This window comes from Streptomyces shenzhenensis, from assembly GCF_021462265.1.
Classification (GTDB): domain Bacteria; phylum Actinomycetota; class Actinomycetes; order Streptomycetales; family Streptomycetaceae; genus Streptomyces; species Streptomyces shenzhenensis.
In genome coordinates this window covers 19982-46601 of record NZ_JAJONF010000018.1, presented here as the reverse complement: position 1 = coordinate 46601, position 26620 = coordinate 19982, and the positions used below count along the sequence as shown (strand labels likewise).

At 71.9% G+C, this 26620-nt stretch carries 25 protein-coding genes; 18 read left to right on the top strand and 7 right to left on the bottom strand.

Features of this window, described 5'->3' with window-relative positions; genetic code table 11:
- A complete protein-coding gene (locus LQ326_RS23115) occupies positions 1-1089 on the bottom strand; it encodes a M4 family metallopeptidase (protein ID WP_234539338.1) in 1089 nt (362 codons plus the stop codon).
- 320 nt (positions 1090-1409) lie between these two features.
- On the opposite strand from LQ326_RS23115, the gene leuA reads away from it, so the two are divergent.
- From leuA to LQ326_RS23090, 5 genes are all read left to right on the top strand, one after another.
- On the top strand, positions 1410-3140 hold the full coding sequence (leuA, locus tag LQ326_RS23110; RefSeq protein WP_234539337.1) for a 2-isopropylmalate synthase: 1731 nt from the start codon (positions 1410-1412) through the stop codon (positions 3138-3140).
- A 185-nt stretch (positions 3141-3325) separates the two neighbouring features.
- On the top strand, positions 3326-4021 hold the full coding sequence (locus tag LQ326_RS23105; protein WP_181808728.1) for a TerB family tellurite resistance protein: 696 nt from the start codon (positions 3326-3328) through the stop codon (positions 4019-4021).
- A gap of 456 nt (positions 4022-4477) precedes the next feature.
- Positions 4478-5653, top strand: a complete 1176-nt coding sequence (locus LQ326_RS23100) for a sialidase family protein (protein ID WP_372496936.1) — start codon at positions 4478-4480, stop codon at positions 5651-5653.
- A 70-nt stretch (positions 5654-5723) separates the two neighbouring features.
- The gene (locus LQ326_RS23095) at positions 5724-6257 is read left to right on the top strand and encodes a SigE family RNA polymerase sigma factor (protein WP_181809333.1); all 534 of its coding nucleotides are present in this window, start codon (positions 5724-5726) and stop codon (positions 6255-6257) included.
- Entirely contained in the window at positions 6254-7189 is a 936-nt protein-coding gene (locus tag LQ326_RS23090) for a hypothetical protein (protein ID WP_234539335.1), read from the top strand. Before LQ326_RS23095 ends, LQ326_RS23090 begins: the two co-directional genes overlap by 4 nt.
- Here the strand turns inward: LQ326_RS23090 and LQ326_RS23085 are convergent.
- Positions 7144-7443, bottom strand: coding sequence for a hypothetical protein (locus tag LQ326_RS23085; RefSeq protein WP_234539334.1), 300 nt, complete (start codon positions 7441-7443; stop codon positions 7144-7146). The two genes, LQ326_RS23090 and LQ326_RS23085, sit on opposite strands and share 46 nt — an antisense overlap.
- A gap of 133 nt (positions 7444-7576) precedes the next feature.
- On the opposite strand from LQ326_RS23085, the gene LQ326_RS23080 reads away from it, so the two are divergent.
- The 9 genes from LQ326_RS23080 to LQ326_RS23040 all read left to right on the top strand — a co-directional run bounded on the left by LQ326_RS23080 (position 7577) and on the right by LQ326_RS23040 (position 16902).
- Complete coding sequence (locus LQ326_RS23080; RefSeq protein ID WP_234539332.1) at positions 7577-9181, top strand: ABC transporter substrate-binding protein; 1605 nt, start codon at positions 7577-7579, stop codon at positions 9179-9181.
- A gap of 4 nt (positions 9182-9185) precedes the next feature.
- Positions 9186-10145 carry an ABC transporter permease gene (locus LQ326_RS23075; RefSeq protein WP_234539330.1) on the top strand — a complete coding sequence of 320 codons (960 nt, stop codon included), beginning with the start codon at positions 9186-9188 and terminating at the stop codon, positions 10143-10145.
- A complete protein-coding gene (locus LQ326_RS23070; protein ID WP_234539329.1) occupies positions 10142-12175 on the top strand; it encodes a dipeptide/oligopeptide/nickel ABC transporter permease/ATP-binding protein in 2034 nt (677 codons plus the stop codon). The genes LQ326_RS23075 and LQ326_RS23070 overlap by 4 nt, the downstream gene beginning before the upstream one ends.
- Positions 12172-13170 (top strand): oligopeptide/dipeptide ABC transporter ATP-binding protein, encoded by a 999-nt coding sequence (locus LQ326_RS23065; protein ID WP_234539327.1) that lies wholly within the window; start codon positions 12172-12174, stop codon positions 13168-13170. The genes LQ326_RS23070 and LQ326_RS23065 overlap by 4 nt, the downstream gene beginning before the upstream one ends.
- Positions 13170-14096 (top strand): dihydrodipicolinate synthase family protein, encoded by a 927-nt coding sequence (locus LQ326_RS23060; protein WP_234539325.1) that lies wholly within the window; start codon positions 13170-13172, stop codon positions 14094-14096. The genes LQ326_RS23065 and LQ326_RS23060 overlap by 1 nt, the downstream gene beginning before the upstream one ends.
- Before the next feature lie 112 nt (positions 14097-14208).
- Positions 14209-14424, top strand: coding sequence for a hypothetical protein (locus LQ326_RS23055; RefSeq protein ID WP_234539324.1), 216 nt, complete (start codon positions 14209-14211; stop codon positions 14422-14424).
- A gap of 144 nt (positions 14425-14568) precedes the next feature.
- Complete coding sequence (gene recO, locus LQ326_RS23050; RefSeq protein ID WP_181803750.1) at positions 14569-15318, top strand: DNA repair protein RecO; 750 nt, start codon at positions 14569-14571, stop codon at positions 15316-15318.
- A 30-nt stretch (positions 15319-15348) separates the two neighbouring features.
- Complete coding sequence (locus tag LQ326_RS23045; protein WP_234539322.1) at positions 15349-16200, top strand: isoprenyl transferase; 852 nt, start codon at positions 15349-15351, stop codon at positions 16198-16200.
- Positions 16201-16362: 162 nt separating this feature from the next.
- Positions 16363-16902, top strand: coding sequence for a YcxB family protein (locus LQ326_RS23040; protein WP_234539321.1), 540 nt, complete (start codon positions 16363-16365; stop codon positions 16900-16902).
- 1 nt (position 16903) lies between these two features.
- Here LQ326_RS23040 and LQ326_RS23035 read toward each other — a convergent pair whose 3' ends face one another.
- The 4 genes from LQ326_RS23035 to LQ326_RS23020 all read right to left on the bottom strand — a co-directional run bounded on the left by LQ326_RS23035 (position 16904) and on the right by LQ326_RS23020 (position 20022).
- Positions 16904-17326 carry a Fur family transcriptional regulator gene (locus LQ326_RS23035; RefSeq protein WP_234539320.1) on the bottom strand — a complete coding sequence of 141 codons (423 nt, stop codon included), beginning with the start codon at positions 17324-17326 and terminating at the stop codon, positions 16904-16906.
- A gap of 61 nt (positions 17327-17387) precedes the next feature.
- Positions 17388-18290 (bottom strand): metal ABC transporter permease, encoded by a 903-nt coding sequence (locus LQ326_RS23030; RefSeq protein WP_234539318.1) that lies wholly within the window; start codon positions 18288-18290, stop codon positions 17388-17390.
- Entirely contained in the window at positions 18290-19051 is a 762-nt protein-coding gene (locus LQ326_RS23025) for a metal ABC transporter ATP-binding protein (protein ID WP_234539317.1), read from the bottom strand. The genes LQ326_RS23030 and LQ326_RS23025 overlap by 1 nt, the downstream gene beginning before the upstream one ends.
- A gap of 14 nt (positions 19052-19065) precedes the next feature.
- A complete protein-coding gene (locus tag LQ326_RS23020) occupies positions 19066-20022 on the bottom strand; it encodes a metal ABC transporter substrate-binding protein (protein WP_234539316.1) in 957 nt (318 codons plus the stop codon).
- A gap of 202 nt (positions 20023-20224) precedes the next feature.
- Here LQ326_RS23020 and LQ326_RS23015 point away from each other — a divergent pair, with 202 nt between their 5' ends.
- From LQ326_RS23015 to LQ326_RS23005, 3 genes are all read left to right on the top strand, one after another.
- Entirely contained in the window at positions 20225-21607 is a 1383-nt protein-coding gene (locus tag LQ326_RS23015; protein WP_234539314.1) for a glycine--tRNA ligase, read from the top strand.
- A gap of 187 nt (positions 21608-21794) precedes the next feature.
- Positions 21795-22817: an aldo/keto reductase gene (locus tag LQ326_RS23010; RefSeq protein ID WP_234539312.1), complete on the top strand. Its 1023-nt coding sequence runs from the start codon at positions 21795-21797 to the stop codon at positions 22815-22817.
- Between the two features lie 26 nt (positions 22818-22843).
- The gene (locus LQ326_RS23005; protein ID WP_234539310.1) at positions 22844-23446 is read left to right on the top strand and encodes a TetR/AcrR family transcriptional regulator; all 603 of its coding nucleotides are present in this window, start codon (positions 22844-22846) and stop codon (positions 23444-23446) included.
- A 326-nt stretch (positions 23447-23772) separates the two neighbouring features.
- On the opposite strand, the gene LQ326_RS23000 is transcribed toward LQ326_RS23005, so the two are convergent.
- Complete coding sequence (locus tag LQ326_RS23000; RefSeq protein ID WP_181803756.1) at positions 23773-23991, bottom strand: hypothetical protein; 219 nt, start codon at positions 23989-23991, stop codon at positions 23773-23775.
- Between the two features lie 326 nt (positions 23992-24317).
- Between LQ326_RS23000 and LQ326_RS22995 the strand changes: the two genes are divergently transcribed.
- Positions 24318-26609, top strand: a complete 2292-nt coding sequence (locus LQ326_RS22995) for a SpoIIE family protein phosphatase (RefSeq protein ID WP_234539309.1) — start codon at positions 24318-24320, stop codon at positions 26607-26609.
- The last annotated feature ends 11 nt before the right edge of the window (positions 26610-26620 follow it).

The window sequence follows — 26620 nt, the reverse complement described above, 5'->3', positions numbered from 1 at the left end:
TCAGGCGGCCTGCACCCCTACCTGGGCCCAGGCCTTGAGGACCGCCTCGCTCTCCTCGCCCCCCGCCTGGTAGCGGGCCCCGGCCGCGGCGACCGTGAGTTTCGCGAAGTCCGCGAACGTGGCGTCCGAGCGCAGTTCGCCGCCGGTGAGGACGTCGTACCAGATCTGCCCCGCCCGCTCCCAGGCGTTGCCGCCGAGGGCGGTGGCGAGCAGGTAGAAGGCGTGGTTGGGGATGCCGGAGTTGATGTGCACACCGCCGTTGTCCCGGCTGGTCTTCACGTAGTGCTGCATGGTCGCCGGCTGCGGGTCCTTGCCGAGGCGGGTGTCGTCGTACGCCGTGCCCGGGGCCTTCATCGAGCGCAGCGCCACGCCGTGCACGCCGGGGGCGAGCAGGCCCTCACCGATCAGCCAGTCGGCGTCACCGGCGCTCTGGCCGAGGGAGTACTGCTTGATGAGCGAGCCGAAGACATCGGAGACCGACTCGTTGAGGGCGCCGGACTGGCCGTAGTACTCCAGGTTCGCGGTGTACTGGGTGACGCCGTGCGTGAGCTCGTGGCCGATGACGTCGACGGAGCTGGTGAAGTCGGTGAAGATCTCGCCGTCGCCGTCGCCGAACACCATCTGGTCGCCGTTCCAGAAGGCGTTGTCGTAGTTGACGTCGTAGTGCACGCTCGCGTTCAGCGGCAGTCCGCTGCCGTCGATGGAGTCGCGCTGGTACGCCTTCAGGTACAGGTCGAAGGTGGCGCCGAGGCCGGCGTAGGCGCGGTTGACGGTGGCGTCCTGACCGGACTCGGAGCCTTCCTGGCGGACCTCGGTGCCGGGGAGGTCGGTGCGGTGCCCGGCGTCGTAGATCGTGCGGTGGGGTGTGCTGCCGGCGGCGGCCGGGGCGGCGGCGGTCGTCAGGGTGCGGACCGCGGTCACGCGGCGGCGGGTGCGGGCGGCGGAGTCGTGCTGCAGGGTGCGCAGCGCCGCGTCGGAGAGCGTCTGGTCCTCGTGCTGGGCGAGGTGGTCCAGGATGTGCGGCGGCACGATCCCGCAGAAGACGGGCGTGCGGCGGATGACGGGCTCAGAGCCCCCGTTGGTCGTCATGCACCGCACCATCGCATCGGGTCACTCGGCTGTCACTACCTGCAACCATGATTGGTGAAATACGGTGACAATTGGCCACGCTCCGTGAAGGGGAGTGGTATGGCGCACGTTTCGTCCTTTTTGTCCCCACGGTCCCGCATACTGATACGGCGCCCCGCGTCCGAAGGGGCTCGGCTAGCATGCGGAGCATCATGCGTTTCGGGCTGCTTCTTCTTAGCTGCCGCGGCGAGGGCCTGTAGTCCAGGTCGACTCCCTCCCCGCGGAGCTTCGCGTTGCGTCGTCGGCCGTCCTTCCGGACACCCACTAGGAGCCCCGTCATCATGGCGAACCGCCAGCAGCCCAGCACCATGCCGATCCACAAGTACGGCCGCTACGACCAGGTGGACATCCCCGACCGCACCTGGCCGGACAAGCGGATCACCGTCGCTCCCCGCTGGCTCTCCACCGACCTGCGCGACGGCAACCAGGCCCTGATCGACCCGATGTCGCCCGAGCGCAAGCGCCGGATGTTCGACCAGCTGGTCAAGATGGGCTACAAGGAGATCGAGGTCGGCTTCCCCGCCTCCGGCCAGACCGACTTCGACTTCGTGCGCTCGATCATCGAGGAAGAGGGCGCGATCCCGGACGACGTCACGATCTCCGTGCTGACCCAGGCCCGCGAGGACCTGATCGAGCGGACCGTGGAGTCGCTGAAGGGCGCCAGGCGGGCCACCGTCCACCTGTACAACGCGACCGCTCCGGTGTTCCGGCGCGTGGTCTTCCGCGGTTCCAAGGACGACATCAAGCAGATCGCCGTCGACGGCACGCGGCTGGTGATGGAGTACGCGGAGAAGCTGCTGGGCCCGGAGGCTGACGGTACGACGTTCGGCTACCAGTACAGCCCCGAGATCTTCACCGACACCGAGCTGGACTTCGCGCTGGAGGTCTGCGAAGCGGTCATGGACGTCTACCAGCCGGGTCCGGGCCGCGAGATCATCCTCAACCTGCCGGCCACGGTGGAGCGGTCGACGCCGTCCACGCACGCCGACCGCTTCGAGTGGATGCACCGCAACCTCTCCCGCCGCGAGCACGTCTGCATCTCCGTCCATCCGCACAACGACCGCGGCACGGCCGTCGCCGCCGCCGAGCTGGCGCTGATGGCGGGCGCCGACCGCGTCGAGGGCTGCCTGTTCGGGCAGGGCGAGCGCACCGGCAACGTCGACCTGGTCACCCTGGGCATGAACCTGTTCTCGCAGGGCGTCGACCCGCAGATCGACTTCTCCGACATCGACGAGATCCGCCGCGTGTGGGAGTACTGCAACCAGATGGAGGTCCACCCGCGCCACCCGTACGTGGGCGACCTGGTCTACACGTCCTTCTCCGGCTCCCACCAGGACGCCATCAAGAAGGGCTTCGACGCCATGGAGGCCGACGCGGCCGCGAAGGGCGTCACCGTCGACGACATCGAGTGGGCGGTGCCGTACCTGCCGATCGACCCGAAGGACGTCGGCCGCTCCTACGAGGCGGTCATCCGGGTCAACTCGCAGTCCGGCAAGGGCGGTGTCGCCTACGTCCTGAAGAACGACCACAAGCTGGACCTGCCGCGCCGGATGCAGATCGAGTTCTCGAAGATCATCCAGGCCAAGACGGACGCCGAGGGCGGCGAGGTCACCGGCGCCGACATCTGGGCGGTCTTCCAGGACGAGTACCTGCCGAACCCGGACAACCCCTGGGGCCGTGTCCAGGTCCGCACGGGTCAGTCGACCACCGACACGGACGGCGTGGACACCCTCACCGTGGAGGCGACCGTCGACGGTGAGAACACCGTGCTGACCGGTTCCGGCAACGGCCCGATCTCCGCGTTCTTCGACGCGCTGCAGGGCCTGGGCATCGACGTACGTCTCCTGGACTACCAGGAGCACACGATGAGCGAGGGCGCCTCCGCGCAGGCCGCCTCCTACATCGAATGCGCGATCGACGGCAAGATCCTGTGGGGTATCGGCATCGACGCGAACACGACGCGTGCGTCGCTGAAGGCGGTCGTCTCCGCCGTCAACCGCGCGGCGCGATAATCACTCTGACCGGCGGTTTCGGGGCCCTGATCAGCTCTCGTGGCGATCAGGGCCCCGTCGTTTCCCGGCCAACTCGACGGGCAGGTCACGGACGGGTCTCGTACGGGGTACTGACTCCGGCTCCTCCCTGTGGCTAACATCACGCCAGCGGTGGCGATGTTGCCACGGCGTTACGGAGGTGCGACGTGCTGCCAGTACGGGGACGAGACTGCCGAACCGCCAGGCATGCCCGCATCCTGGGCACCCGCACCGCATGGACACCCGTCGGCGACGGCGAGTTCTTCTGCCCCGGCTGCGGCGGCGACCGCAACTACCAGCGGCTCACCGGCCGCCGCCGCTTCACGCTGCTCGGCGTGCCGGTGCTGCCGCGCGGCACCACCGGGCCGGTCGTGGAGTGCGCCGCCTGCCGCCACCACTACGGCACCGACGTCCTCGACCACCCCACCACCACCCGCTTCTCGGCGATGCTCCGCGACGCCGTGCACACCGTCGCCCTCGCCGTCCTCGCCGCGGGCGGCACCTGTTCCCGCGCGTCCCTGGAGGCGGCGGCGGGCGCGGTCCGCGCGGCCGGCTTCGAGGAGGCCACGGAGGACCAGCTGAGCGCGCTGGTCGAGGCCGTCGTCGCCGACACCGGGCGGGTCTTCGAACAGCCGTACCGCGCGAGCCTGGCGATAGAGCTGCACGAGGCCCTCGATCCGCTGGCCCCGCACCTCGCCCCCGTGGGCCGCGAGGCGCTGCTCCTCCAGGCGGCCCGGATCGCACTCGCCGACGGCCCCTACACCAACGCCGAACGCGAGGTCCTCGGCACGGTCGGCGCGGCCCTGACCATCTGCGCCGACGACGTGAGCCGCCTGCTGGCGGCGGCCCGCCTGCCCTCCTGAGCCGGCTGCCCGGGGCGCGGCCGCCGGGAGTTCGGATTGCTTCCGGGGCGCGGCCGCCGGGAGTCCGGATCCCCTCCGGCTCGGCGGCCGCCGCGGACCGCCTTGGACCGGGGAGCGCGTGCGGCCGGGCCTGCGCCGGACGCTGGTGGCCGTGCTGAACGCAGCGGCGGGCACGGCCGTCGCCGCGCTGTGCCACGCGGTGCGCCTCCCCTGTCGCGCACCGCCTCGCGCACCGCCACCCAGCGCCGTGCCGACGCCGCGCCGGCGCCGCGCCGGCGACAGCGGCGTGGGCGGCCTCGGCAGCCTCACCGCCGGCCCGCGAGACTCCCCGGCCGCGGTCGAGGCGGCGGCCGCGCCGAATTGACGCTTCGTCAGCCCAATTAACCCTTTTGGGTGTTCTGTGGGTGCGAGGAGGGCGAGGGCAAGGACCATGGGAGGGTGAACCATGTGTCTCCTTTGACCCGTGCGGGCCGGATCTCCCTCGCCGTCGCCCTGCTGCTCGGGGCGTTCACGGTCGGACAGAGGGCCTGGGCGGCCGGCTGCGTGTCCTCCGTACCGTACGTCTCCGGCGAGGGCGGCTACGCCCAGTACCGCATCCCGGCCGTCGTCCGCACCCCGCGCGGCACCCTGCTCGCCTTCGCCGAGGGCCGGCACACCACCACCGGGGACAGCGGTGACATCGACGTCGTGCTGAGACGTTCCACCGACGGCGGCTGCACCTGGGACCCGCTGCGGGTGGTGGCCGCCGGCGACGGGGACACCCGCGGCAACCCGGCGCCGGTGGTGGATCCGAGGAGCGGCCAGGTGGTCCTGGTGACGTCGTACAACGACGGCTCGGTGAACGAGGATCAGATCATGCGCGGCCAGGTCACCGAGGCGCAGAGCCGCCGGGTGTACGTGCAGCGCAGCAGTGACGACGGCCGCCGATTCACCCGCCCGCGCGAGATCACCGCCCGGGTGAAACCCGCCGGCTGGCGCTGGTACGCCACCGGCCCCGGGCACGCGCTCGCGCTCACCCGGGGACCCCACCGCGGCCGCCTGGTCGTCGCCGCCGACCACTCCGCCGCCCCGCGGGCCGGCTCCGCCGACACCGGCCGGGAGGCCAAGTACTACGGCGGTCACGCGATCTACAGCGACGACAGCGGCCTCAGCTGGCACCTGGGCTTCGTCGACGACTCCTACACCGGCCACGACAACGCCAACGAGACCACCGCCGCCCAGCTGCCCGACGGCCGCATCTACTTCAACGCCCGCGACCAGGACGGCATCAGCTCCGGCAACCGCCTGGAGGCCTGGTCGAGCGACGGCGGCGAGCACCTGGACGCCGCCTACACCGTCCAGCCGACCCTCGCCAGGGTCCCCGTGGTCGAGGGCTCGGTCCTCCAGCTCGGCGGGGAGGAAGCGCCGTTGGTCTTCTCGGCCCCCTCGGTGCCGACGGCCCGCAAGGCCATGGCCCTGTGGACCAGCACGGACCAGGGCGTCACCTTCGGCAGGCTCCTCACCCTGTCCGACCGGAAGGCCGCCTACTCCGACCTGGTCCAGGTGGACCGGTCCACGGTGGGCGTGCTGTACGAGACGGGCACGAGGACCGCGTACGACACGATCGAGTTCCGCCGCGTCCCGGCCCCCTGAGCGGTCCGGCCGGGCCCACCGGGCAACCCAATCCCCGGATCCGGTGGTCTGGAGGGCGAGGGGGTGACCGATGCAGGCCGAACTAGAGGCCCAGTTCCAGGAATTCGTCAGAGCGCGGTGGTCGCATCTGGTGCGGACCGCCTATCTGCTCACCGGCGACCCGCACCACGCGGAGGACCTGACCCAGACCGCGCTGGCGAAGGCCTACCGGTCCTGGCGGCGCGTCTCCCGGACCGACCATCCGGAGGCGTACGTCCGCCGCATGCTGGTCAGCTGCAACAGCGACCGGTTCCGCAAGCGCCGGGTCGCCGAGTCGCTGACCGACGCCCCGCCGGAGCGTGCGGGGTACGACGACGCCGTGTCCCGGGCCGACGAGCGCGGCACGCTGCTCGCGGCCCTGGCCGGGCTGCCGCCCCGGCAGCGCGCGGTGGTGGTGCTGCGGTACTGGGAGGACCTGTCCGAGGGAGAGGTCGCCGAGGTGCTCGGCTGTTCCCCCGGCACAGTCAAGAGCCAGGCGTCCAAGGGCCTGGCGAAGTTGCGTACGTTTCCGGGACTCGCGCAGGCCATGAGCCATGCGGCGCCCGCGCAGGGAGGCAGCAGGTGAACGGTCAGAAGCAGGGCGGGGCGGCCGAGCCGGAGTTCGAGGCCCGGGTGCGGGCGCTGCTGGCGGGGGACGCGTCCCTGGTCCGGCCGTCACCGGTGCCGTACCCGGAGATCCGCCGACGGGGCGTGCTGGAGCGGCGGCGGCGCCTGGCCGCGGGCGGGGCGGCGCTGGCGGCCCTGGCGGCGGTGCCGGTCGGCGCGTACGCGCTGGGCGGCGGCAGCACCGCGGCGAGCCCCGCCGGACCCAGCCCCACCGTGCTCACCAGCGCCCGCCCGGCCCCGACCGGCCCGGCCACCCCGACGGCCCCGGCCCGCCCGGCGTCCGCCGCGCACCAGTTGCTGGACGGGATCACCTTCGAGCAGGCCGCCGCCGGACTGGGCAAGTGCCTCGACTACAACAAGGCGCACCGCCTGCCCAGGGACCCGGTCCACACCGACCTCGGCAAGCCGGCCGACTACCGGATCATCCTGGCGATGCGGAGCACCGGCGACTCCAACGCCCCCGGCGACGGCTACTTCGTGGTCGCGGTGCGGGAGAAGCCGGTGCCGGTCCGGCTCATCTGCACCGTGAAGGACGGCGGCGCCTCCGGCCTGAACACCAGCGCCGGGGACCCCTTCGGCGATGCGGGGACGCCCGTGGCCCCGGACATCAACAGCGGCAAGCTGTACCAGCAGTCGGTCATCGACAAGGGCAACTGGAAGTTTCCGTTCCGCTGGGGGATCATCGGCGGCTACCGCGCCTCGGTGGCCACGATGACGGTCTCCTACGGCGGCAGCGCGGGCGAGGCGGTCCTCGACCACGGCTGGTTCGTCGCCACCGGCACCCTGCACCAGCAGGTCACCGCGGCCCCGCACCTGAAGGGCTACGACGCGACGGGCAAGCTCGTCTACGACTCCGACCAGGACACGTCGTACGAGAAGACGCTGCCGTAGTACCGGCCGAGGGCGGCCGGCAGTCCGGGACCGGCCCGGGCCCGGCCGGTGCGCCCGGCGGTGCCCCGGCCGGCCGGCGTCCCGGTGAGCGGCCGGGCCGCCCGGCGCGGGACGGCCCTCGCCTCCTCGGAGGCCAGGGCGCGGGCAGCGCGGGCCGCGACCAGCGCCCGCATGCCGTGGGCCCGGCGACCGGACGCCGGGTCCCGTGCCTTCGCGGCGTCACAGACACCGCCGCCCCCCGACACCGCCGTCACGGTGTCATTGGTCCCACCTCTGACGGTTTACGCCATTCGCGCGCCCTGTCTTGACCGCCCCTGAAGCCTTTCTTATGGTCGCGCTGAAACACCGTACGTCCGACGTCTCCGTTTCCCCCACGCTGGAGGCACCGTGCGCGACGAGGCGATCCACGGCCACGGCCACGGCCGCAGGACGTTCCTGAGACACACCGGCGTGCTGGGCGCGTCAGCCGTCCTGACGGCGTGCGGGCCCAGGTCCACGATCGACCTCGGCGGCGGCTCCGCCCGCACGCTCACGGCCGTGATCGGCTACGGCAACGACGGCAGCTGGGACCCCACCCAGACCGCGTCCGCGTTCGCGATGGCCGCCAACAACCACATCTACGAGGGCCTGGCCGACACCGACCCGATCACCCGCGCCCCCTACCCGGCACTGGCGACCCGGCTGCCCGCCGACGCGCACGCCACCACCTGGCGGTTCACCCTGCGCCCTGGCGCCACCTTCCACGACGGGAAACCGGTCACCGCCGACGACGTGGTCTTCGTCTTCGACCGGATCCTCGACCCCGGCACCCAGACCCTCGCCCAGGGCTTCTTCACGAGCTGGCTCAAGGAGGCCCGCAAGGTCGACGCCCGGACCGTCGACCTGGTCCTCAGGTTCCCCTTCCCGGACGGGATCGCCCGCCTCACCCTCGCCAAGATCATGCCCCGGCACGTGTTCTCCCGGCCCGGCGCCTGGGACGACGCGATCAGGGGACTGGCGATCGGCTCGGGACCGTACCGGCAGACCGGCCACCATCCGAAGTCGAACACCACCTTCGCCGCGTACGACCGCTACAACGGCCCCCGCCCGCCCGCCTTCCGGAGGATGAACTGGCTGACGATCGTCGACGCGGCCTCACGCGTGGCCCGGATCTCGGGGGCCGGCGCCGGAGCGCAGATCTCCGACAACATCCCCTACGCCAACATCCCCCGTCTCGAACAGGGCGGCCTGTCGGTCGGCGGCGGCGCCGGGATGAACAACGCGTTCCTGATGTTCAACACGCGGCACAGACCCTTCGACGACGTCCGGGTCCGCCAGGCCCTGCACTACGCCATCGACAAGGCGAAGATCGTCGAGGTCGCCCTCAAGGGCCACGGAAAACCGGCGAGTTCCTTCCTGAACGAGACCAACCCCGCCTACCGCAGGGCGAAGACGGTCTACGACCACGACCCCGACCGGGCTAAGGCGCTCCTCAGGGCCGCCGGAGTCAGCGGCCTCCACGTCGACGTCCTCGCCGTCAACGTGAGCTGGCTCGTCGACTGCCTGCCCACCATCAAGTCGTCCTGGGACGCGATCGGCGTCGCCACCACCCTGTCCCCGCAGGAGACCACGGCCGTGTTCACCAAGATGGACCAGAAGCAGGACTACCAGGTCGTCGCCGCCGTCTCGAACCCCAACCAGTTCGGCCTCGACGCCGACCTGATCATGCACTACAACTACGGCCCCGAGAACCTCTGGATGGGCTACGCCCGCTGGTCCGACAACGCTGTCGCGAAGCGGCTGTTCAAGGACATGGACGCCGCCACCCGCGAACCGGACCCGGACAAGAAGAAGACGATGATCCAGGAGTACATCGACGTCGTCGCCGAACAGGCCGTCCTCTACCCGGTCGTCCACAACGAGCTGATCACCGCCTGGGACCCGCGCAGAATCACCGGCATCAGGGCCCAGCCCTACCCCGGCATCAACGTCCTCACCGCCAAGTGGGTCTGACGGCATGACCGCCGTCCTGCGTATCCTGCTGCGCCGATGTGCCCTGCTGGTGCCGCTGCTGCTCGGCATCGCCCTGTTCGTGTTCCTGGTGATGCGGTTCTCCGACGTCGACCCGGCGTCCGCGTTCTTCCAGGGCGCCAACCCCACCCCGCGACAGCTCCACGACTTCCGCGCCCGCAACGGCCTCCTCGACCCCCTGCCCCTGCGCTACGTCCGCTTCGTCGGCGGCCTGCTCCACGGCGACCTCGGCACCAGCGCCCTGACCCGCACCCCGGTCCGCGACCAGGTCCTCACCGCCCTGCCGCTCACCCTCCAGCTGACCTTCCTGGGCCTCGCCGTCGCCGTCGTCCTGGCCCTCGCCGGAGGCGTCACAGCGGCCATCCACCGGGACCGCTGGCCGGACCAGATCATCCGCGTCCTCTCCCTGGTCGGGGTCGCCGCCCCCGCCTTCTGGCTGGCGCTGCTGATGATCCAGTACCTGGCCGTCGACCGCGGCTGGTTCCCGTCCGGCGGCTACATCAACCCCGAGGACTCCGTCACCGGGTGGCTGCGGACGATGGCCCTGCCCGCCCTCGCGCTCTCCCTCCCGGTGGCCGCCCAGCTCACCCGGATCGTCCGCACCTCGGTCGTCGAGGAACTCGACAAGGACTACGTCCGCACCGCGATCGGCAGCGGCCTGCCACCCCGTGTCGTGGTCGGCCGCAACGTCCTGCGCAACGCCCTCGTCAACCCCCTGACCGTGCTCGGCCTGCGGGTCGGCTACCTGCTCGGCGGCGCCGTCGTCATCGAGACCGTCTTCGCGCTGCCCGGCATGGGCAAGCTGATGATCGACGCCGTCCAGAACGGCGACCCGGCCGTCGTCCAGGGCGTCGTCCTCACCACCGCGGCCGGCTTCGTCGTCGTCAACCTCGTCATCGACGTCCTCTACCTCCTGGTCAACCCGCGCCTGAGGGAGGCGTCATGACGGCGTTCACCCGTGCGGCCCGCACCATCGCCCTCGCCCGTCCGGGCGTCCGGCTGCGCGGACTGCCGCCGCTGTCGAAGGCGGCCCTCGTCTTCCTCACCGTGATCGTCCTGGTCGCGCTGTCCGCCCCCTTCCTCGCCCCCGACGACCCCCTCGCCCAGCAGGCCCCCGTCGACGGCACCGGCCACCCCTCCGCCGCCCACTGGATGGGCCAGGACAGCCTCGGCCGGGACATCCTCAGCCGCCTGATGTACGGCGCCCGCTGGTCCCTCGCCATCGGCCTCGGCGCGACCGGCCTCGCCCTGGTCGCCGGGGCGCTGCTCGGGGCCCTCGCGGCGACCTCCCGCAAGGCGGTCGACGAGACCCTGATGCGTTGCCTGGACGTGGTGATGGCGTTCCCCGGCATCGCCCTGGCCGCCGTCCTGGTCGCCGTCTTCGGCGGCGGCATCACGGTCCTGATCTGCGCGATCGCCTTCCTGTTCACCCCGCCGGTGGCAAGGGTGGTCCGGGCCAACGTCCTGGACCAGTACGGCGAGGACTACGTGACCGCGGAACGCGTGATCGGCGCCCGCACCACGCACATCGTCGTCCGCCATGTCGCGATCAACTGCCTCGCCCCCGTCCTCGTCTTCTGCACGGTCCAGGTCGCCGAGGCCATCGTCTTCGAGGCGTCCCTGTCCTTCATCGGCGCGGGCGTACGGCCCCCCGACCCGTCCTGGGGCAGCGTCATCGCGGACGGCAAGAACATGGTCCTCACCGGCGGCTGGTGGGCCACCCTCTTCCCCGGCCTGCTGATCCTCCTCACGGTCCTGTCCCTGAACATCCTCTCCGAGGGAGTCTCGGACGCGTGGGCGTCACCGGCGGGGAAGGAGGCGGAGCCGACGGATCCCGTCGAGGCACCCGGGCCGGGGGAGGCGCCGGAGCTGCCTTCACTGGCCGAAGCGGCCGACCGGCTGCGACGGCGTGCCCGGCCTCTGCCCTCCCGGGCGGGACCGCCGGTCCTGTCCGTGGAGAACCTCACGATCTCCTTCCCGGACCGCCACCGGGGCGTGAACATCGTGAACGGCATCAGCTTCGACATCCATCCAGGTGAAGTGCTGGGCCTGGTAGGGGAGTCGGGCTGCGGAAAGTCCCTGACGGCCCTGACGATCATGGGCCTGCAGCCGAAGACGGCCAGGGTGACGGGCGGCATCGATTTCTACGCTGGTGAGGGAACGCGCCCCAAAGGGGCGCGGGGCCGTATTGAATATGCGGCTACCGCCGCGCGGGCGCGACCAGCCACAGCGCACCCGGCCACGGACCTGACCACCCCCCACCGCCGCCTCCTGGGCCACGAAATTGCCATGGTCTACCAGGACGCCCTCTCCTCCCTCAACCCCTCCATGACGGTCAACGCCCAGCTCAAACAGCTGGTGAGACGCGGCGGCCACCACACGCCGGCCGAGTTGCTCTCCCTCGTCGGCCTCGACCCCGGTGCCACGCTCCGCAGCTACCCTCACGAACTCTCCGGCGGTCAGCGCCAGCGCGTCCTGATCGCGATGGCGCTCTCCCGCGACCCCCGTCTGATCATCGCCGACGAACCGACCACCGCCCTGGACGTCACCGTGCAGGCGCAGGTGATGGAACTCCTCCTCCGCCTCCGCGAGGAACTCGGCTTCGCGCTGATCCTCGTCTCCCACGACCTCGCGCTGGTCGCGGACGTCACCGACCGGGTGGTGGTGATGTACGGCGGACAGATCGCCGAGACCGGCGTCACCGCCGAACTGGTGGGCACCCCGGCCCACCACTACACGCGCGGCCTGCTCGGCAGCGTGCTGTCGCTGGAGTCCGGGGCCGAGCGGCTGACCCAGATCAGCGGCGTGGTGCCGTCCCCCGCCGACTTCCCGGCGGGCTGCCGCTTCAGCGACCGCTGCCCGGCGGCGAGCGAGCTCTGCCGTACGACGCCACCGGCTCTCGTCGGCACCCCCGCCCACACCGCGGCCTGCCACCACCCGGCCGCCGACCTGGTGAGCACCGGGGCGGTGACATGAGCGCGGTGGAGCTGACCGGCGTCCACGTGGTCCACCGGGCCCGCGGCGGGGGCGGGTTCGGCCGGGACCGGGTGTACGCGCTGACCGGCGCCGACCTCACCGTGGCACCCGGCGAGACGGTCGGCGTGGTCGGCGAGTCGGGGTGCGGGAAGTCGACGCTGGCGAAGGTGCTGGTCGGCATCCAGCGGCCGACCGCCGGCACGGTCACCGTCCACGGCCGCGACCTGTGGGCGATGCCGCCGGCCGAACGCCGGACGGCCGTCGGCGCGAGCACCGGCATGGTCTTCCAGGACCCGTCGACGGCCCTCAACCGCCGACTGCCCGTCCGCCGTGTCCTGCGCGACCCGCTGGACGTCCACAAGCGCGGCACGAAAGCCGAACGGGAGGACCGGGTACGGGAGTTGATGAGCCTCGTCGGCCTGCCCCGGGCCCTCGCCGAGGCCCTGCCCGGCCAGCTCTCCGGCGGCCAGCGCCAGCGCGTCGCGATCGCCCGCGCCCTCGCCCTGGACCCCACCCTGGTGGTGGCGGACGAGCCGACCAGCGCGCTGGACGTCTCGGTCCGCGCCCAGATCCTCAACCTCCTCCTCGACCTGCGCGAACGCCTCGGCCTCGCCCTGGTCTTCGTCTCCCACGACATCCAGACCGTACGGCGGATGAGCGACCGGGTGATCACCATGTACCTCGGCCGGATCGTCGAGGAAACCCCGGCCGCCGAGGTCACCGGCCACGCCCGGCACCCGTACACCCGGGCCCTGTTCTCGGCCACCCCGGGCCTGCTGAACCCGATCGACCCCATCCCGCTCACCGGCCCGGTCCCCTCCGCGAGACGGCCGCCGTCCGGGTGCCCGTTCCGCACCCGCTGCTGGCGGGCGGACGACGTGTGTGCCCTCCGCATGCCTGACTTCACGGCCGCGTCACGCCCCGGCCACCGCTACCGCTGTCACCATCCGTTGGAGGAGGACCAGCCGAACCACCGCCTGCCCAGGGAGACCTGATGACCCTGCCCGCCCCGCTGACCGGTGTCGTACCGCCCGTCTGCACGCCCCTGACACCGGACCGCGAGGTGGACGCCGCCTCCCTGCGCAGGCTCGTCGACCATCTGACGGCGGCCGGGGTGGACGGCCTGTTCGTCCTCGGCTCGACCTCCGAGGCGGCGTACCTGACGGACCGGCAGCGCCGGCTGGTCACCGAGACGGTGGTCTCCCACGTGGCCGGCCGGCTCCCGGTCCTGGCCGGCGTCATCGACATGACGACCCCCCGGGTCCTGGACCACGTCGCGGCCGTCACCTCGGCGGGCGCGGACGCGGTCGTCGTCACCGCCCCCTTCTACACCCGCACCCATCCCGCCGAGATCGCCCGCCACTTCCGGCTGATCGCCGACCGGTCCCCGGTCCCGGTGATCGCCTACGACATCCCGGTCGCCGTCCACACCAAGCTCCCCGCCGGCCTGGTCCTGGAACTGGCCGCCGACGGGGTGCTGGCCGGGCTGAAGGACTCCAGCGGCGACCTGGCGGCCTTCCGCGAGGTCGTCACCGGCAGCAGGGGCCTGCCCGGCTTCAGCGCCCTGACCGGGTCCGAGCTGACCGTCGACTCGGCCCTCGCGCTGGGCGCCGACGGGGCGGTGCCGGGCCTCGCCAACGTCGACCCGGACGGCTACGTGCGCCTGGTCCGCCTCTGCCGCGCGGGCGACTGGGACCGGGCGCGGGCGGAACAGGAGCGGCTGTGCGGCCTCTTCCGGATGACCGGCGCCGGGGACCCGGCCCGGATGGGCGGCAGCTCGGCGGGGCTCGGGGCGTTCAAGGCGGCGCTGCACCTGCGCGGGGTGATCGACTGCCCGGTCACGGCCGACCCCCAGGTGCCCCTGTCGCGGGAGGAGACCGAGTGCGTGGCGAAGTACCTCGCGGGTGCGGGGCTGATGTAGGAGCCGCCCGGAGCCCGGGACAGACTCCGGCCGAGTCTAGGCACGCAGCGCCACACCGGTGATGCGAAGCGTGAAATTCCCGGGGGCGGGGGAGCCAGGTGAGGTGAACGCGATGAACCTCCCCATCGGCTCCTGCGCCGTCGACACCCGCACCGGACGGCTGGGCATCGTCATGGGCCACGAGGGCCCCTACGTGCAGTTGCGGCCGTACGGGGGAGGCCGGGAGTGGGACGCGCACCCGGACGCCGTACGCGTCGCCACCCAGGCCGAACGGATCGGCGCGGCCACCGCCCACGCCACCGCCCGCAGCCGCGGCAGGACCCCCTGAAGCCTCCTTTGCCCGGCGCCCGCCGCGGGCAGGGCAGAATGGGGCCATGAGCCTGTTCCGCGACGACGGCACCGTGCCGCGCACCCAGAAGCCGGGTGCGGCGGACCGGATCATGCTGTGGCCACGCGGAGGGGCCGGTGCGGCATGAGTCTCTTCCGTGACGACGGCGTCGTGCTGCGTACCCAGAAGCTGGGCGAGGCGGACCGGATCATCACCTTGCTCACCCGTGGGCACGGGCGGGTGCGGGCCGTGGCTCGTGGGGTGCGGCGGACCAAGTCGAAGTTCGGGGCCCGGCTGGAGCCGTTCTCCCATGTCGACGTGCAGTTCTTCGCCCGGGGGAGCGAGCTGGTCGGGCGCGGGCTGCCGCTGTGCACGCAGAGCGAGACCATCGCGCCGTACGGCGGCGGGATCGTCGCCGACTACGCGCGGTACACCGCCGGGACGGCCATGCTGGAGACCGCCGAGCGGTTCACCGACCACGAGGGCGAGCCGGCCGTGCAGCAGTACCTGCTGCTCGTGGGCGCGCTCAGGACCCTCGCCCGCGGGGAGCACGCCCCGCATCTCGTCCTCGACGCCTTCCTGCTGCGCTCCCTGGCCGTCAACGGCTACGCGCCCAGTTTCGACGCCTGCGCCAAGTGCGGCATGCCCGGCCCGAACCGCTTCTTCTCGGTCGGCTCCGGCGGCACCGTCTGCGTCGACTGCCGGGTGCCCGGCAGCGTCGTGCCCTCGCCGCAGACCCTGGTTCTGCTCGGCGCGCTGCTTACGGGAGACTGGGAGACCGCGGACGCGGCCGAGGCACGGTACGTCCGGGAGGGCAGCGGGCTGGTGTCCGCCTATCTGCACTGGCATCTGGAGCGCGGGCTGCGCTCGCTCAGGTACGTAGAGAAGAACTAGCGAGAAAAGCCAGAGGGAGACGAGAAGCACATGGTCGTACGCGGGATCCTGGGACGCCAGCGCCGCGAGTACAGGACGCCGGAACCGCACCCGTCCGGCGCCCGCCCGCCCAAGCTCCCGGGCGAGCTGGTCCCGGACCATGTGGCCATCGTCATGGACGGGAACGGCCGCTGGGCGAAGGAGCGCGGCCTGCCGCGCACCGAGGGCCACAAGGTCGGCGCCGAGCAGGTCCTGGACGTGCTCCAGGGCGCGATCGAGATCGGCGTCCGTAACATCTCCCTGTACGCCTTCTCCACGGAGAACTGGAAGCGCTCGCCCGAAGAGGTCCGCTTCCTGATGAACTTCAACCGCGACTTCATCCGCAAGTCCCGCGACCAGCTCGACGCACTCGGCGTCCGGGTGCGCTGGGCGGGCCGGATGCCCCGGCTGTGGAGGTCGGTCGCCAAGGAACTCCAGGTCGCCCAGGAGCAGACCAAGGACAACGACCTGCTCACCCTGTACTTCTGCATGAACTACGGCGGCCGGGCGGAGATCACCGACGCGGTGCAGGCGATCGCCGAGGAGGTCAGGGCCGGCCGGCTCGACCCGTCGAAGATCACCGAGAAGACCATCCAGAAGCACATGTACTACGCCGACATGCCGGACGTGGACATGTTCCTGCGCCCCAGTGGCGAGCAGCGCACCTCCAACTACCTGATCTGGCAGAGCGCTTACGCCGAGATGGTCTTCCAGGACGTCCTGTGGCCCGACTTCGACCGCCGTGACCTGTGGCGGGCGTGCCTCGAGTTCGCCTCCCGCGACCGGCGGTTCGGCGGGGCCATCCCCAACGAGGAACTGCTGGCCATGGAGGGCCGCACGGAGGAGGAACCGTCGGGCACCTGACGGCCACCCGCCGTTCACGAGGGCCGTCGAGGATGCGGAAGACTCCTCCCCGGCCACCCCCCGTCTCCCGCGTCTGGAACGGCCCTGCCGCAGGTCCTACGACCTGAACGGGCTGGAGAAGCGCTTCGGCCGGAGCTGACCGGCACCGCTACGATCCGTCCCATGGTCATGGACATGGGGCGGGACGCCGGTCAGGGCGTGGTCGAGCTGGCGTACCAGCCGGTCGCGGGGGATTTCCTGGGGGCGCTGCGGGAACGCGAGCGGTTGCGGCGACGGCGGGGGTGGGTGCGGCGCTGGGCCGTCGGTCTTATTGCGTTCGCTTTCGTGCTGAACGCCTCGCTGTCGCTGGCGGGCCGCGACAAACCCGACTGGTTCCTGCTGATCTGGATGCCCCTGGCCGCGGCTCTGCTGCTCTGCACGCCCCGGCTCCAGGCCCGTGCCTTCCTCAAGCTCGCCGTCCGCAACGGCACGTACCGCGCGACCGTGGCGGACGCCGGGCTGACGGTGGCCACCGACAACAGCACGACGTCGGTCAACTGGGTGGCGCAGCCCCGCTACCGGGAGACCGAAGACGCCTTCATCACCTACAGCGACGACAAGAACGCCTCCTGCTTCACCGTGCTGCCCAAGCGCGGCCTCCCGGACCCCGCCGACGCCGACCGGCTGCGCGCGATCCTCGACCGGCACGCCACGCGCGGATAGCTCAGCAGCCCGCCGCGGCCCCGGCGCAGTCCGCGCAGGTGCCGAAGATCTCGACGGTGTGGGCGACGTTGACGTAGCCGTGCTCGGCGGCGACGGCCTCGGCCCATGTCTCCACCGCCGGGCCCTCCACCTCCACCGCCTTGCCGCAGACTCTGCAGACCAGGTGATGGTGGTGCTCGCCCGTGGAGCAGCGGCGGTACACCGACTCGCCGTCGGACGTGCGCAGGACGTCCACCTCGCCGGCGTCGGCGAGGTTCTGGAGCGTGCGGTAGACGGTGGTCAGGCCGACCGAGTCGCCCTTGTGCTTGAGCATGTCGTGCAGTTCCTGCGCGCTGCGGAACTCCTCGACCTCCTCCAGGGCCGCCGCCACGGCTGCCCGCTGACGGGTCGAGCGGCCCTTCACGGGCGGTCCAGCGGTCGTCACCGGTTGCCTCCTCACGTCACTGCCTCTGCCGGGCCATTGTGCCAGCCCGCGCCGAGGGCGTTCAGACGCCGACCTCGTCGGCGGCCCCCCTGGTGGCCGGAATCGCGCACTCCGCCGGATCCCCCGCGGGCTGTCGCGCGGCTGCCGCGCGGGCGCGTCGGCGGGCCAGCGGGGCGGCCAGCAGGCTCAGCGCGACGAACGCGGCGATGGCCAGCAGCACGATCGTCGCACCCGGCGGGACGTACCGGTAGTAGGAGGTGATCGTGCCTCCGACCGTCACCGTCACACCGATCGCGACGGCGATCACGAACGTGGCCGCGAAGCTGCGGCTCAGCTGCTGGGCCGCGGCCACCGGGACGACCATGAGCGCGGAGACCAGCAGCAGGCCCACCACCCGCATCGCGACCGTCACGGTCACCGCCGCCGTGACCGCCGTCAGCAGGTTGAGCGCCCGTACCGGCAGACCGGTGACCCGCGCGAACTCCTCGTCCTGGCTCACCGCGAACAGTTGCCGGCGCAGGCCGAGGGTGACCGCGAGGACGAAGGCCGCCAGCAGGCAGATCGCGGTCACGTCCGACTCGGACACCGTCGACAGCGAGCCGAAGAGGTACGACATCAGGTTGGCGTTGGAGCCGCCCGGCGCGAGGTTGATCAGCATCACCCCGCCGGCCATGCCGCCGTAGAAGAGCATCGCGAGGGCGATGTCGCCGCGGGTACGGCCGTACCAGCGGATCAGTTCCATGACGACGGCGCCGAGGACGGAGACGGCCGTCGCCATCCAGACGGGGGAGGTCGAGAGCAGGAAGCCCAGCCCCACACCGGTCATCGCCACGTGGCCGATGCCGTCGCCCATCAGGGCCTGGCGGCGCTGGACCAGGTAGATGCCGACGGCGGGGGCGGTGATGCCGACCAGGACGGCGGCGAGCAGGGCCCGCTGCATGAAGGCGAAGTTCAGGAAGTCCATCAGCTCAGCAGTCCGGTGCGCAGGGGTGTGTGTCGGTCGTGGGGGTGGACGTGGTCGTGGCCGGGCAGGGCGTGCTGGCCGACGGCGCGCGGGGGCGGGCCGTCGTGCAGGACGCAGCCGTCGCGCAGGACCACGGCGCGGTCGATCAGCGGCTCCAGCGGACCCAGCTCGTGCAGGACGAGGAGGACCGTGGTGCCCTGCCTCACCTGCTCGCGCAGGGTTCCCGCGAGGATCTCCTGGCTGGCCAGGTCGACGCCCGCCATCGGCTCGTCCATGATCAGCAACTCGGGCTCGGCGACCAGTGCGCGGGCGATCAGCACCCGCTGGTGCTGGCCGCCGGAGAGCGCCTCCACGTTGTCCCGGGCCCGGTCCGCCATGCCGACCAGGTCCAGGGCGTGCCGTACGGCCGCGTGGTCGGCCTTGCGGAAGAGGCCGAAGCGGGTGCGGGAGAGGCGGCCGGCGGAGACGACCTCGGTGACCGTGGCCGGGACCCCGCCCGCGGCGGTGGTGCGCTGCGGTACGTACCCGACCCGCGACCAGTCCCTGAAGGTACGGCGGGGGGTGCCGAACAGGGCTATGTCGCCGCCGGCCGGCACCTGGCCGACGATGGTGCGGATCGCGGTCGACTTGCCGGAGCCGTTCGCGCCCAGCAGCGCGACGACCTCACCGCGGTGCACGGCCAGGTCGATGCCACGCAGGACGGGGCGCGAGCCCAGTTCGGCGGTCACGCCGCGCAGCGATATGACGGGCTCGCCGGTCATCTCGTCGTCTCCTGTCACTTGGCGCCCGTTGCCTGCTGGAGCGCCTTGAGGTTGGCTTCCTGGACCGCGAAGTAGTCCCGGCCGCGGGACTTGCCGGTGATGCCCTCGATCGGGTCGAGGACGTCCGTCTTCAGCCCGGCGTCGGCGGCGATGGTCCTGGCGGTCTTGTCGCTGACGAGCGTCTCGTAGAACACAGTGGTGACGCCGTCGGCCTTGGCCATGGTCTCCAGGTCCCGGACGCGGGCCGCGCTCGGCTCCGACTCGGGGTCGAGGCCGTTGATGGCCTCCTCGGTCAGGCCGTAGCGCTCGGCGAGGTAGCCGAAGGCGGCGTGGGTGGTGATGAAGACCTTGGTCCTGGTGTGCGCGAGGCCGTCCTTGAACTGGATGTCGAGGGCGTCGAGCTGCTTGACCAGGGCCGCGGTGTTCTTCCGGTAGTCGGCCGCGTGGTCCGGGTCGGCCTTCTCGAAGGCCTTGCCGACGCCCTGGGCGACCTGGGCGTAGCGCACCGGGTCGAGCCAGATGTGCGGGTCGAGGCCGGTCAGATCCTCGTTCTTCGAGGGGTCGTGGGCGGCCGCGTGCCCGCCGACCTCGTTGCCGTGCTTCTCCAGCGTGGTGAGGGAGGCCGCGTCGATCTTCGTGCCCACGGACGACTGGGCGACCGCGGCGTCGACGGAGGGCTGGAGGTTCTTCAGGTAGAGGACCGCGTCGGACTTCTCGATCCCGATGATCTGCTTCGGGCTGATCTCCAGGTCGTGCGGCTCCTGGCCGGGCTTGGTGAGGCTGGTGACGTGCACGTGGCTGCCGCCGATCCGGTCGGCGAGGAAGGCCATCGGATAGAACGACGCGACGACGTCGAACTTCCCGGTCCGGGCCGCCGTGGCGGCGCCGCCGCAGGCGGTGAGGGCCGTCATGCCGAGTGCGGTGACGGTGGTCGCGGCGGCCGCGGCTGTGAGGCGGCGTCGTATGTTCATGAGAGTCATTTTCAACAAATATGGAAACCATTGTCAACAAGCCCCGGTGGGAGGTCGGTGAGAGGCCGGCGACGAGGGGCCGGTCACAAGGGGTCCGGTAAGGGGAACCGATTTGGTTGAGGGGCAGGACCCGCCGGTACGCTGAAGCATTCGCTGTGAAGCGTCTCGCTTCGTCGCCCGTCGTCGTAATGAAGAGAGCACCGTGGCCGCCGACAAGATCGACACCATCGTCAGCCTGAGCAAGCGCCGAGGCTTCGTATTCCCGTGCAGTGAGATCTACGGCGGCCAGCGCGCCGCCTGGGACTACGGGCCGCTGGGTGTCGAGCTCAAGGAGAACCTGAAGCGCCAGTGGTGGCGCTACATGGTGACGTCGCGCGAGGACGTGGTCGGTATCGACTCGTCCGTCATCCTGGCCTCCGAGGTCTGGGTGGCCTCCGGTCACGTCGCCACCTTCACGGACCCGCTGACCGAGTGCACCGCCTGTCACAAGCGGTTCCGCGCGGACCACCTGGAGGAGGCCTACGAGGCCAAGCACGGCCGCCTCCCGGAGAACGGCCTGGCGGACGTCAACTGCCCGAACTGCGGCAACAAGGGCCAGTTCACCGAGCCCAAGCAGTTCTCGGGTCTGCTCTCCACCCACCTCGGCCCGACCCAGGACAGCGGCTCCGTCGCCTACCTGCGCCCCGAGACCGCCCAGGGTATTTTCACCAACTTCGCCCAGGTGCAGACCACTTCGCGCCGCAAGCCGCCGTTCGGCATCGCGCAGATGGGCAAGTCCTTCCGCAACGAGATCACGCCCGGCAACTTCATCTTCCGCACCCGCGAGTTCGAGCAGATGGAGATGGAGTTCTTCGTCAAGCCGGGCGAGGACGAGAAGTGGCAGGAGTACTGGATGGAGCAGCGCTGGAACTGGTACACCGGCCTGGGCCTGCGCGAGGAGAACATGCGGTGGTACGAGCACCCGAAGGAGAAGCTCTCCCACTACTCCAAGCGCACCGCTGACATCGAGTACCGCTTCCAGTTCGGCGGCAGCGAGTGGGGCGAGCTGGAAGGTGTCGCCAACCGCACCGACTACGACCTCGGCGCCCACTCCAAGGCCTCCGGCCAGGACCTCTCCTACTTCGACCAGGAGGCCGGGGAGCGCTGGACGCCGTACGTCATCGAGCCGGCGGCCGGTGTCGGCCGTGCCATGCTCGCGTTCCTCCTCGACGCGTACGTCGAGGACGAGGCGCCGAACGCCAAGGGCAAGCTGGAGAAGCGCACGGTGCTCCGCCTGGACCACCGCCTGGCCCCGGTCAAGGTCGCGGTCCTGCCGCTGTCCCGCAACCCCGAGCTGTCCCCGAAGGCCAAGGGTCTCGCCCAGGCGCTGCGGCAGAACTGGAACATCGAGTTCGACGACGCGGGTGCGATCGGCCGCCGCTACCGCCGTCAGGACGAGATCGGCACGCCGTACTGCGTGACCGTCGACTTCGACACGCTCGAGGACAACGCGGTCACGGTCCGGGAGCGTGACTCGATGAAGCAGGAGCGGGTTTCCCTGGACCAGATCGAGGGCTACCTCGCCGGCCGCCTGTTGGGCTGCTAGGTCCGCGCCCCTTCCGTCACCTCGCCCGCCCTCCAGCCGACTCGGTCGGCTGGAGGGCGGGCTTTTTTGGGTGGCGGTGTGGTGGGGGGTGAGGGGGCGGCCGGACGGCGCGGCGTGCGGGTCCTCCCGGAGCGGCGATGGAATGACAGATATTGAAATCTGTCATCTGTCATGTCAGGGTGGAGCCATGACGATTCAGACCCGTTCCCTCGGATCCACCGGCCCCCAGGTCTCCGCCCTCGGCCTCGGCTGCATGGGCATGTCGCCGCTGTACGGCGAGGTCGACCGTGCCGAGTCGATCGCCACCGTCCACGCCGCCCTCGACGCGGGCGTCACCCTGCTCGACACCGGCGACTTCTACGCCATGGGCCACAACGAGATGCTGATCGGCGAGGCCCTGCGCACCGCCCCCGCCGCCCTCCGCGAGAAGGCGCTGACCAGCGTCAAGTTCGGCGCCCTGCGCGACCCGGACGGCGGCTGGAACGCTTATGACGGCCGCCCGGCCGCCGTGAAGAACTTCGCCGCCTACTCCCTGCAGCGCCTCGGCGTCGACCACATCGACGTCTACCGGATCGCCCGCGTCGACCCGGAGGTGCCGATCGAGGAGACGGTCGGCGCCATCGCCGAACTGGTCGAGAAGGGGCACGTCCGGCACATCGGCCTCAGCGAGGCGAGCGTGGCGGACATCCGGCGGGCCGCCGCCACCGCGCCCATCTCCGACCTGCAGATCGAGTACGCGATCATCACCCGCGACATCGAGCGGGAGATCCTGCCGACCACCCGTGAGCTGGGCATCGCCATCACCGCGTACGGCGTCCTCTCCCGCGGCCTGATCTCCGGCCACTTCACCCGTGACCGGCAGCTCGGCGCGGGCGACTTCCGGGCCGTCTCGCCGCGCTTCCAGGGCGAGAACCTCCAGCACAACCTCGACCTCGTCGACGCGCTGCGCAAGATCGCCGACGACAAGGGCGTGACCGTCGCGCAGATCGCCATCGCCTGGGTGCTCGCCCAGGGCGCGCGGCACGGCAACGACATCGTGCCGCTCATCGGCGCCCGCACCCGCGAGCGCCTCGCCGAGTCGCTGGGCGCGCTGGACGTCACCCTGGACGAGGCCGACCTCGCGGCGATCGAGGAGGCCGTGCCGGCGGACGCGGCGGCGGGCACCCGCTACCCGGCCACTCAGATGAGCCATCTCGGCACGGAGCACTGACCACGGCGCCAGGTACCGTCTAGGTCATGGCAGCGACGTCCCCGACCCCGACCCCGGCCCTGACCGCCGAGCGCATCCTCGAGGCGACCGAGGAGGTGCTGCGCCGGCACGGCCCGGCCAAGGCGACCGTGGTGGACGTGGCCCGCGCGCTCGGCGTCAGCCACGGCAGTGTCTACCGGCACTTCCGGACCAAGGCGGCGCTGCGGGAAGCGGTGACGAAGAGGTGGCTGGACCGCACCTCGGAGCAGCTGTCCGGCATCGCGGCCGGGGACGGGGACCCGCGGGCCCGGCTGCGGGACTGGCTGCGGGCCCTGTTCGAGGCGAAGCGGCGCAAGGCGGGCGCCGACCCGGAGCTGTTCGCCACCTACATGGTGCTGGCCGACGAGAACGGCCCGGCGGTCACCGAGCACATCGCCGACCTGACCGGCCAGCTGGCCGGGATCATCCGGGACGGGGCCGAAAGGGGTGTCTTCGCGGTGCCCGACCCCGCCGTCGCGGCCCGGGCCGTCTTCCAGGCCACCGGCCGCTTCCACGACCCGGGCTATGCGCGGGAGTGGGAGCGGCCGCAGGCCGAGGCGGACTTCGGGTCGCTGGTGGAGCTGCTGCTGCAGGGCCTCCGCGCACGTTGACGGCCACGGCCGGGAGCGGTGCTTCTTGCCGGGTGCCGGGAGTCGTGGGTGCCGGCGGCCGGGGCGGTACTTCTTGCTGGGTGCTGGGTGCTGGGTGCTGGGTGCTGGGTGCTGGGTGTCGGGTGTCGGGAGTTGCGGGTGCCGGCGGCCGGGAGCGGACTGCGGACCTTCTTGTCGGTCGCCGGGACCCGCAGGGGCCGGCGTGTGGCGGGGGCGGAGCCGGTCAGCGGTCGGCCTTCCGGACGGCGCGGCCGGCAGTGCACCTGCACAGGCGGCGGTAGCGCACCTGCACCGGCGGCGGGCAACGCGCCCGCACCGGTGGGAAGTCATCGCGAGGGCTGGGCGCCCGCGGGGTCCACGGTGGCCTGGTGGGCCTCGGCCAGATGCTCCTGCGCCTTCAGCCAGGGCAGGAACTGCGCGCCCTTGCGCCAGCCGCAGGTGTCGCAGGTGATGGTGCGCTGCACACCCGTGCGCCGCACCCGGACCACGTGTTCCCGGCCGTGCTGGTCCCAGCGGCTGACCTTGCTCTCGTCGATCTGCGACATGACGCCTCCGGAGTCTGGCCCGGTCTGCTGGCCGGCATGTGTCGACGGCGGTCGACGGCAAGGAGTGTGCAGCAAGACCAACATCAACGGGGCTTTCTTCACCGGGTTTTAGCGAGGACGCGCCCGGAGTTCACACAGCGGACCGGACCCGGCCGCGCCGGCCGCGCCGGAGGTCCGGGCGCCCCCGGAGGCCCTTTTGCCCGTTCCCGTCCCAACCGCCGGATCATGAGCCGGACTTGGTGTACCGGCGGAAACCCTGGACAGGGAATTGACCCTGGCTCAAGATGAAGGCGACCTTGTGAAGCGGCCACCGGCACGGAGAGGCGATGCTGCCGGATCCTCAACGTTTCCTGGCCGTTGCCGGCCGCCGGATCGCTCGCGCCGAGGGCGCGGCCGAGGCTGTCCGTGAGCTGTACCGGGTGACGGTCCCGGACCTGGCGGACGGCATGTTCGTCTACCTCGGCGACCGGTCGCCGGACCGGTCGGAGCCGGAGCGCCTGGAGTTGGACGGCGCATCCTCCGAACTCGGCGGCGCCATGGGCGGGATGCCCCCGCAGTCGAGACCGGTGGCACCCGACGGCGCGCTCGCCGCCGTCCTGCGGTGCGGCAGGGCGCGCGGCCGGGGACCCGACGACCCCCGCGGCCCCCACGATCCCGACAACCCCGATGACATGGACAAGGCCCTGCACGAACTCCTGGGGACGGCGGTCCGCCTCCCGCAGGGCAACCGGGTCCTGCTCGCCCCGCTGCGCGCACCCGACGCCGTCGTGGGCGTGGCGGTGTTCCTGCGGCGCCCGGACCGGGAGGACTTCGTGGCGGACGACATCGCCCTGGCCGACGCGCTGTCGGCGCAGACCGCGCTCGGTGTGCGCGAGGACGCCCTCGGCGCCGGGCCGCCCGCCGCGCCGAAGGCCCCGGACGAGGACCGGCTGCGCTACGTCGGCGCCGCCACCCGGCGGATCGCCCGCGGCTTCGAGACCGACGAGATCGTGCTCGGCCTGTGCCGGGCCGCCGTACCGACGTACTCCGACGCGGCCCTCGTCTACCTGCGCGACCCGCTGCCGGTCGGCGACGAACGTCCCAACGGCCCGGCCGTGCTGCGGCTGCGCCGCACCGACCGGCTCAAGGGCCCCGGCGCCGAGGGCCTGGTCTGGCCCGCGGAGACGGTCGACGACGAACAGGACGACCTGGACGCCTCCGACTGGAGCGAGGTGATACCCGGCGGCGCCCTCGCCGAGGTGCTGCGCGGGGTCCGGCCGGTGTTCGCCGACACCCCGCCGACCCGCGCCGCGCTGGGCGAACTCGTCGGCGCCGACAGCGCGTTGAACGGCTGGGTCGGCTCGCACGCCATCCTCGCCCCGCTGCGCGGACGGCGCCGGGTCACCGGCGCGGTCGTCTTCCTGCGCCGGCCCGAGCGCCTGGCGTTCGAACCCGCCGACCTGCTGGTCGCCGCCCAGCTCGCCACCCACACCGCGCTCGGCGTCGACAAGGCCGTGCTGTACAGCAGGGAGGCCTTCATCGCCGACCGGCTCCAGCGCGCCATGCTGCCGCAGACGCTGCCCCGGCCCACCGGCGTCCGCTTGGCCGCCCGCTATCTGCCCGCCGCCGAGACCGCGCGGGTCGGCGGCGACTGGTACGACGCCATCCCGCTGCCCGGCAGCCGGGTGGCGCTGGTCGTGGGCGACGTCATGGGCCACTCCATGACCTCGGCCGCCGTCATGGGCCAGTTGCGCACCACCGCGCTGACCCTGGCCGGCCTCGACCTGCCCCCGCAGGAGGTCCTGCACCACCTCGACGAACAGGCCCAGCGGCTCGGCACCGACCGCATGGCCACCTGCCTGTACGTCGTCTACGACCCGGTCTCGCACCGCATGACCATCGCCAACGCCGGCCATCCGCCGCCCATCCTGCTGTACCCGGGCGGCAAGACGGAGGTCCTCACGGTGCCGCCGGGCGCCCCGATCGGCGTCGGCGGCATCGACTTCGAGGCGGTCGAGCTGGACGCCCCCACCGGCGCCACCCTGCTCCTCTACACCGACGGCCTGGTGGAGTCCCGGCTGCGCGACGTGTGGACCGGCATCGAGCAGTTGCGCGAGAAGCTCGCCGCCACCGCCCAGCTGACCGGACCCGACCGGCCGCCGCCGCTGGAGGCGCTGTGCGACGAGGTGCTCGACATGCTCGGGCCGGGCGACCGGGACGACGACATCGCGCTGCTCGCCGCCCGCTTCGACGGGATCGCGCCGAGCGACGTGGCGTACTGGACGCTGGAACCGGAGGCCGGCGCCCCCGGCCGGGCCCGCCGGCTCACCCGGCAGGCCCTGGCCGGCTGGGGCCTGGAGGACCTCAGCGACACCGCCGAGCTGCTGGTCAGCGAGATCGTCACCAACGCCGTACGGCACGCCTCCCGCCCGATCAGCCTGCGGCTGCTGCACACGGACGTGCTGCGCTGCGAGGTCGGCGACGACGTGCCGCAGCTGCCCAGGCTGCGCCAGGCCAAGGCCACCGACGAACACGGCCGCGGCCTCTACCTGGTGCACCGGCTGGCCCGGCGCTGGGGCACCACGCGCCTGGGCACCGGCAAGATCGTCTGGTTCGAACTGGGCGGGACCGGCGGGTAGCCGCAGGGCCG

What these genes read in the sequence shown, in the direction of transcription:
- LQ326_RS23005 (WP_234539310.1), top strand. Translation starts at nt 22,844, where the DNA reads ATGGCAGCGACGTCCCCGACCCCGACCCCGGCCCTGACCGCCGAGCGC.
- LQ326_RS23095 (WP_181809333.1), top strand. Translation starts at nt 5,724, where the DNA reads ATGCAGGCCGAACTAGAGGCCCAGTTCCAGGAATTCGTCAGAGCGCGG.
- leuA (WP_234539337.1), top strand. Translation starts at nt 1,410, where the DNA reads ATGGCGAACCGCCAGCAGCCCAGCACCATGCCGATCCACAAGTACGGC.
- LQ326_RS23060 (WP_234539325.1), top strand. Translation starts at nt 13,170, where the DNA reads ATGACCCTGCCCGCCCCGCTGACCGGTGTCGTACCGCCCGTCTGCACG.
- LQ326_RS23025 (WP_234539317.1), bottom strand. Translation starts at nt 19,051, where the DNA reads ATGACCGGCGAGCCCGTCATATCGCTGCGCGGCGTGACCGCCGAACTG.
- LQ326_RS23115 (WP_234539338.1), bottom strand. Translation starts at nt 1,089, where the DNA reads ATGACGACCAACGGGGGCTCTGAGCCCGTCATCCGCCGCACGCCCGTC.
- LQ326_RS23030 (WP_234539318.1), bottom strand. Translation starts at nt 18,290, where the DNA reads ATGGACTTCCTGAACTTCGCCTTCATGCAGCGGGCCCTGCTCGCCGCC.
- LQ326_RS23045 (WP_234539322.1), top strand. Translation starts at nt 15,349, where the DNA reads ATGGTCGTACGCGGGATCCTGGGACGCCAGCGCCGCGAGTACAGGACG.
- LQ326_RS23000 (WP_181803756.1), bottom strand. Translation starts at nt 23,991, where the DNA reads ATGTCGCAGATCGACGAGAGCAAGGTCAGCCGCTGGGACCAGCACGGC.
- LQ326_RS23020 (WP_234539316.1), bottom strand. Translation starts at nt 20,022, where the DNA reads ATGAACATACGACGCCGCCTCACAGCCGCGGCCGCCGCGACCACCGTC.
- LQ326_RS22995 (WP_234539309.1), top strand. Translation starts at nt 24,318, where the DNA reads ATGCTGCCGGATCCTCAACGTTTCCTGGCCGTTGCCGGCCGCCGGATC.
- LQ326_RS23075 (WP_234539330.1), top strand. Translation starts at nt 9,186, where the DNA reads ATGACCGCCGTCCTGCGTATCCTGCTGCGCCGATGTGCCCTGCTGGTG.
- recO (WP_181803750.1), top strand. Translation starts at nt 14,569, where the DNA reads ATGAGTCTCTTCCGTGACGACGGCGTCGTGCTGCGTACCCAGAAGCTG.
- LQ326_RS23040 (WP_234539321.1), top strand. Translation starts at nt 16,363, where the DNA reads ATGGTCATGGACATGGGGCGGGACGCCGGTCAGGGCGTGGTCGAGCTG.
- LQ326_RS23065 (WP_234539327.1), top strand. Translation starts at nt 12,172, where the DNA reads ATGAGCGCGGTGGAGCTGACCGGCGTCCACGTGGTCCACCGGGCCCGC.
- LQ326_RS23010 (WP_234539312.1), top strand. Translation starts at nt 21,795, where the DNA reads ATGACGATTCAGACCCGTTCCCTCGGATCCACCGGCCCCCAGGTCTCC.
- LQ326_RS23055 (WP_234539324.1), top strand. Translation starts at nt 14,209, where the DNA reads ATGAACCTCCCCATCGGCTCCTGCGCCGTCGACACCCGCACCGGACGG.
- LQ326_RS23070 (WP_234539329.1), top strand. Translation starts at nt 10,142, where the DNA reads ATGACGGCGTTCACCCGTGCGGCCCGCACCATCGCCCTCGCCCGTCCG.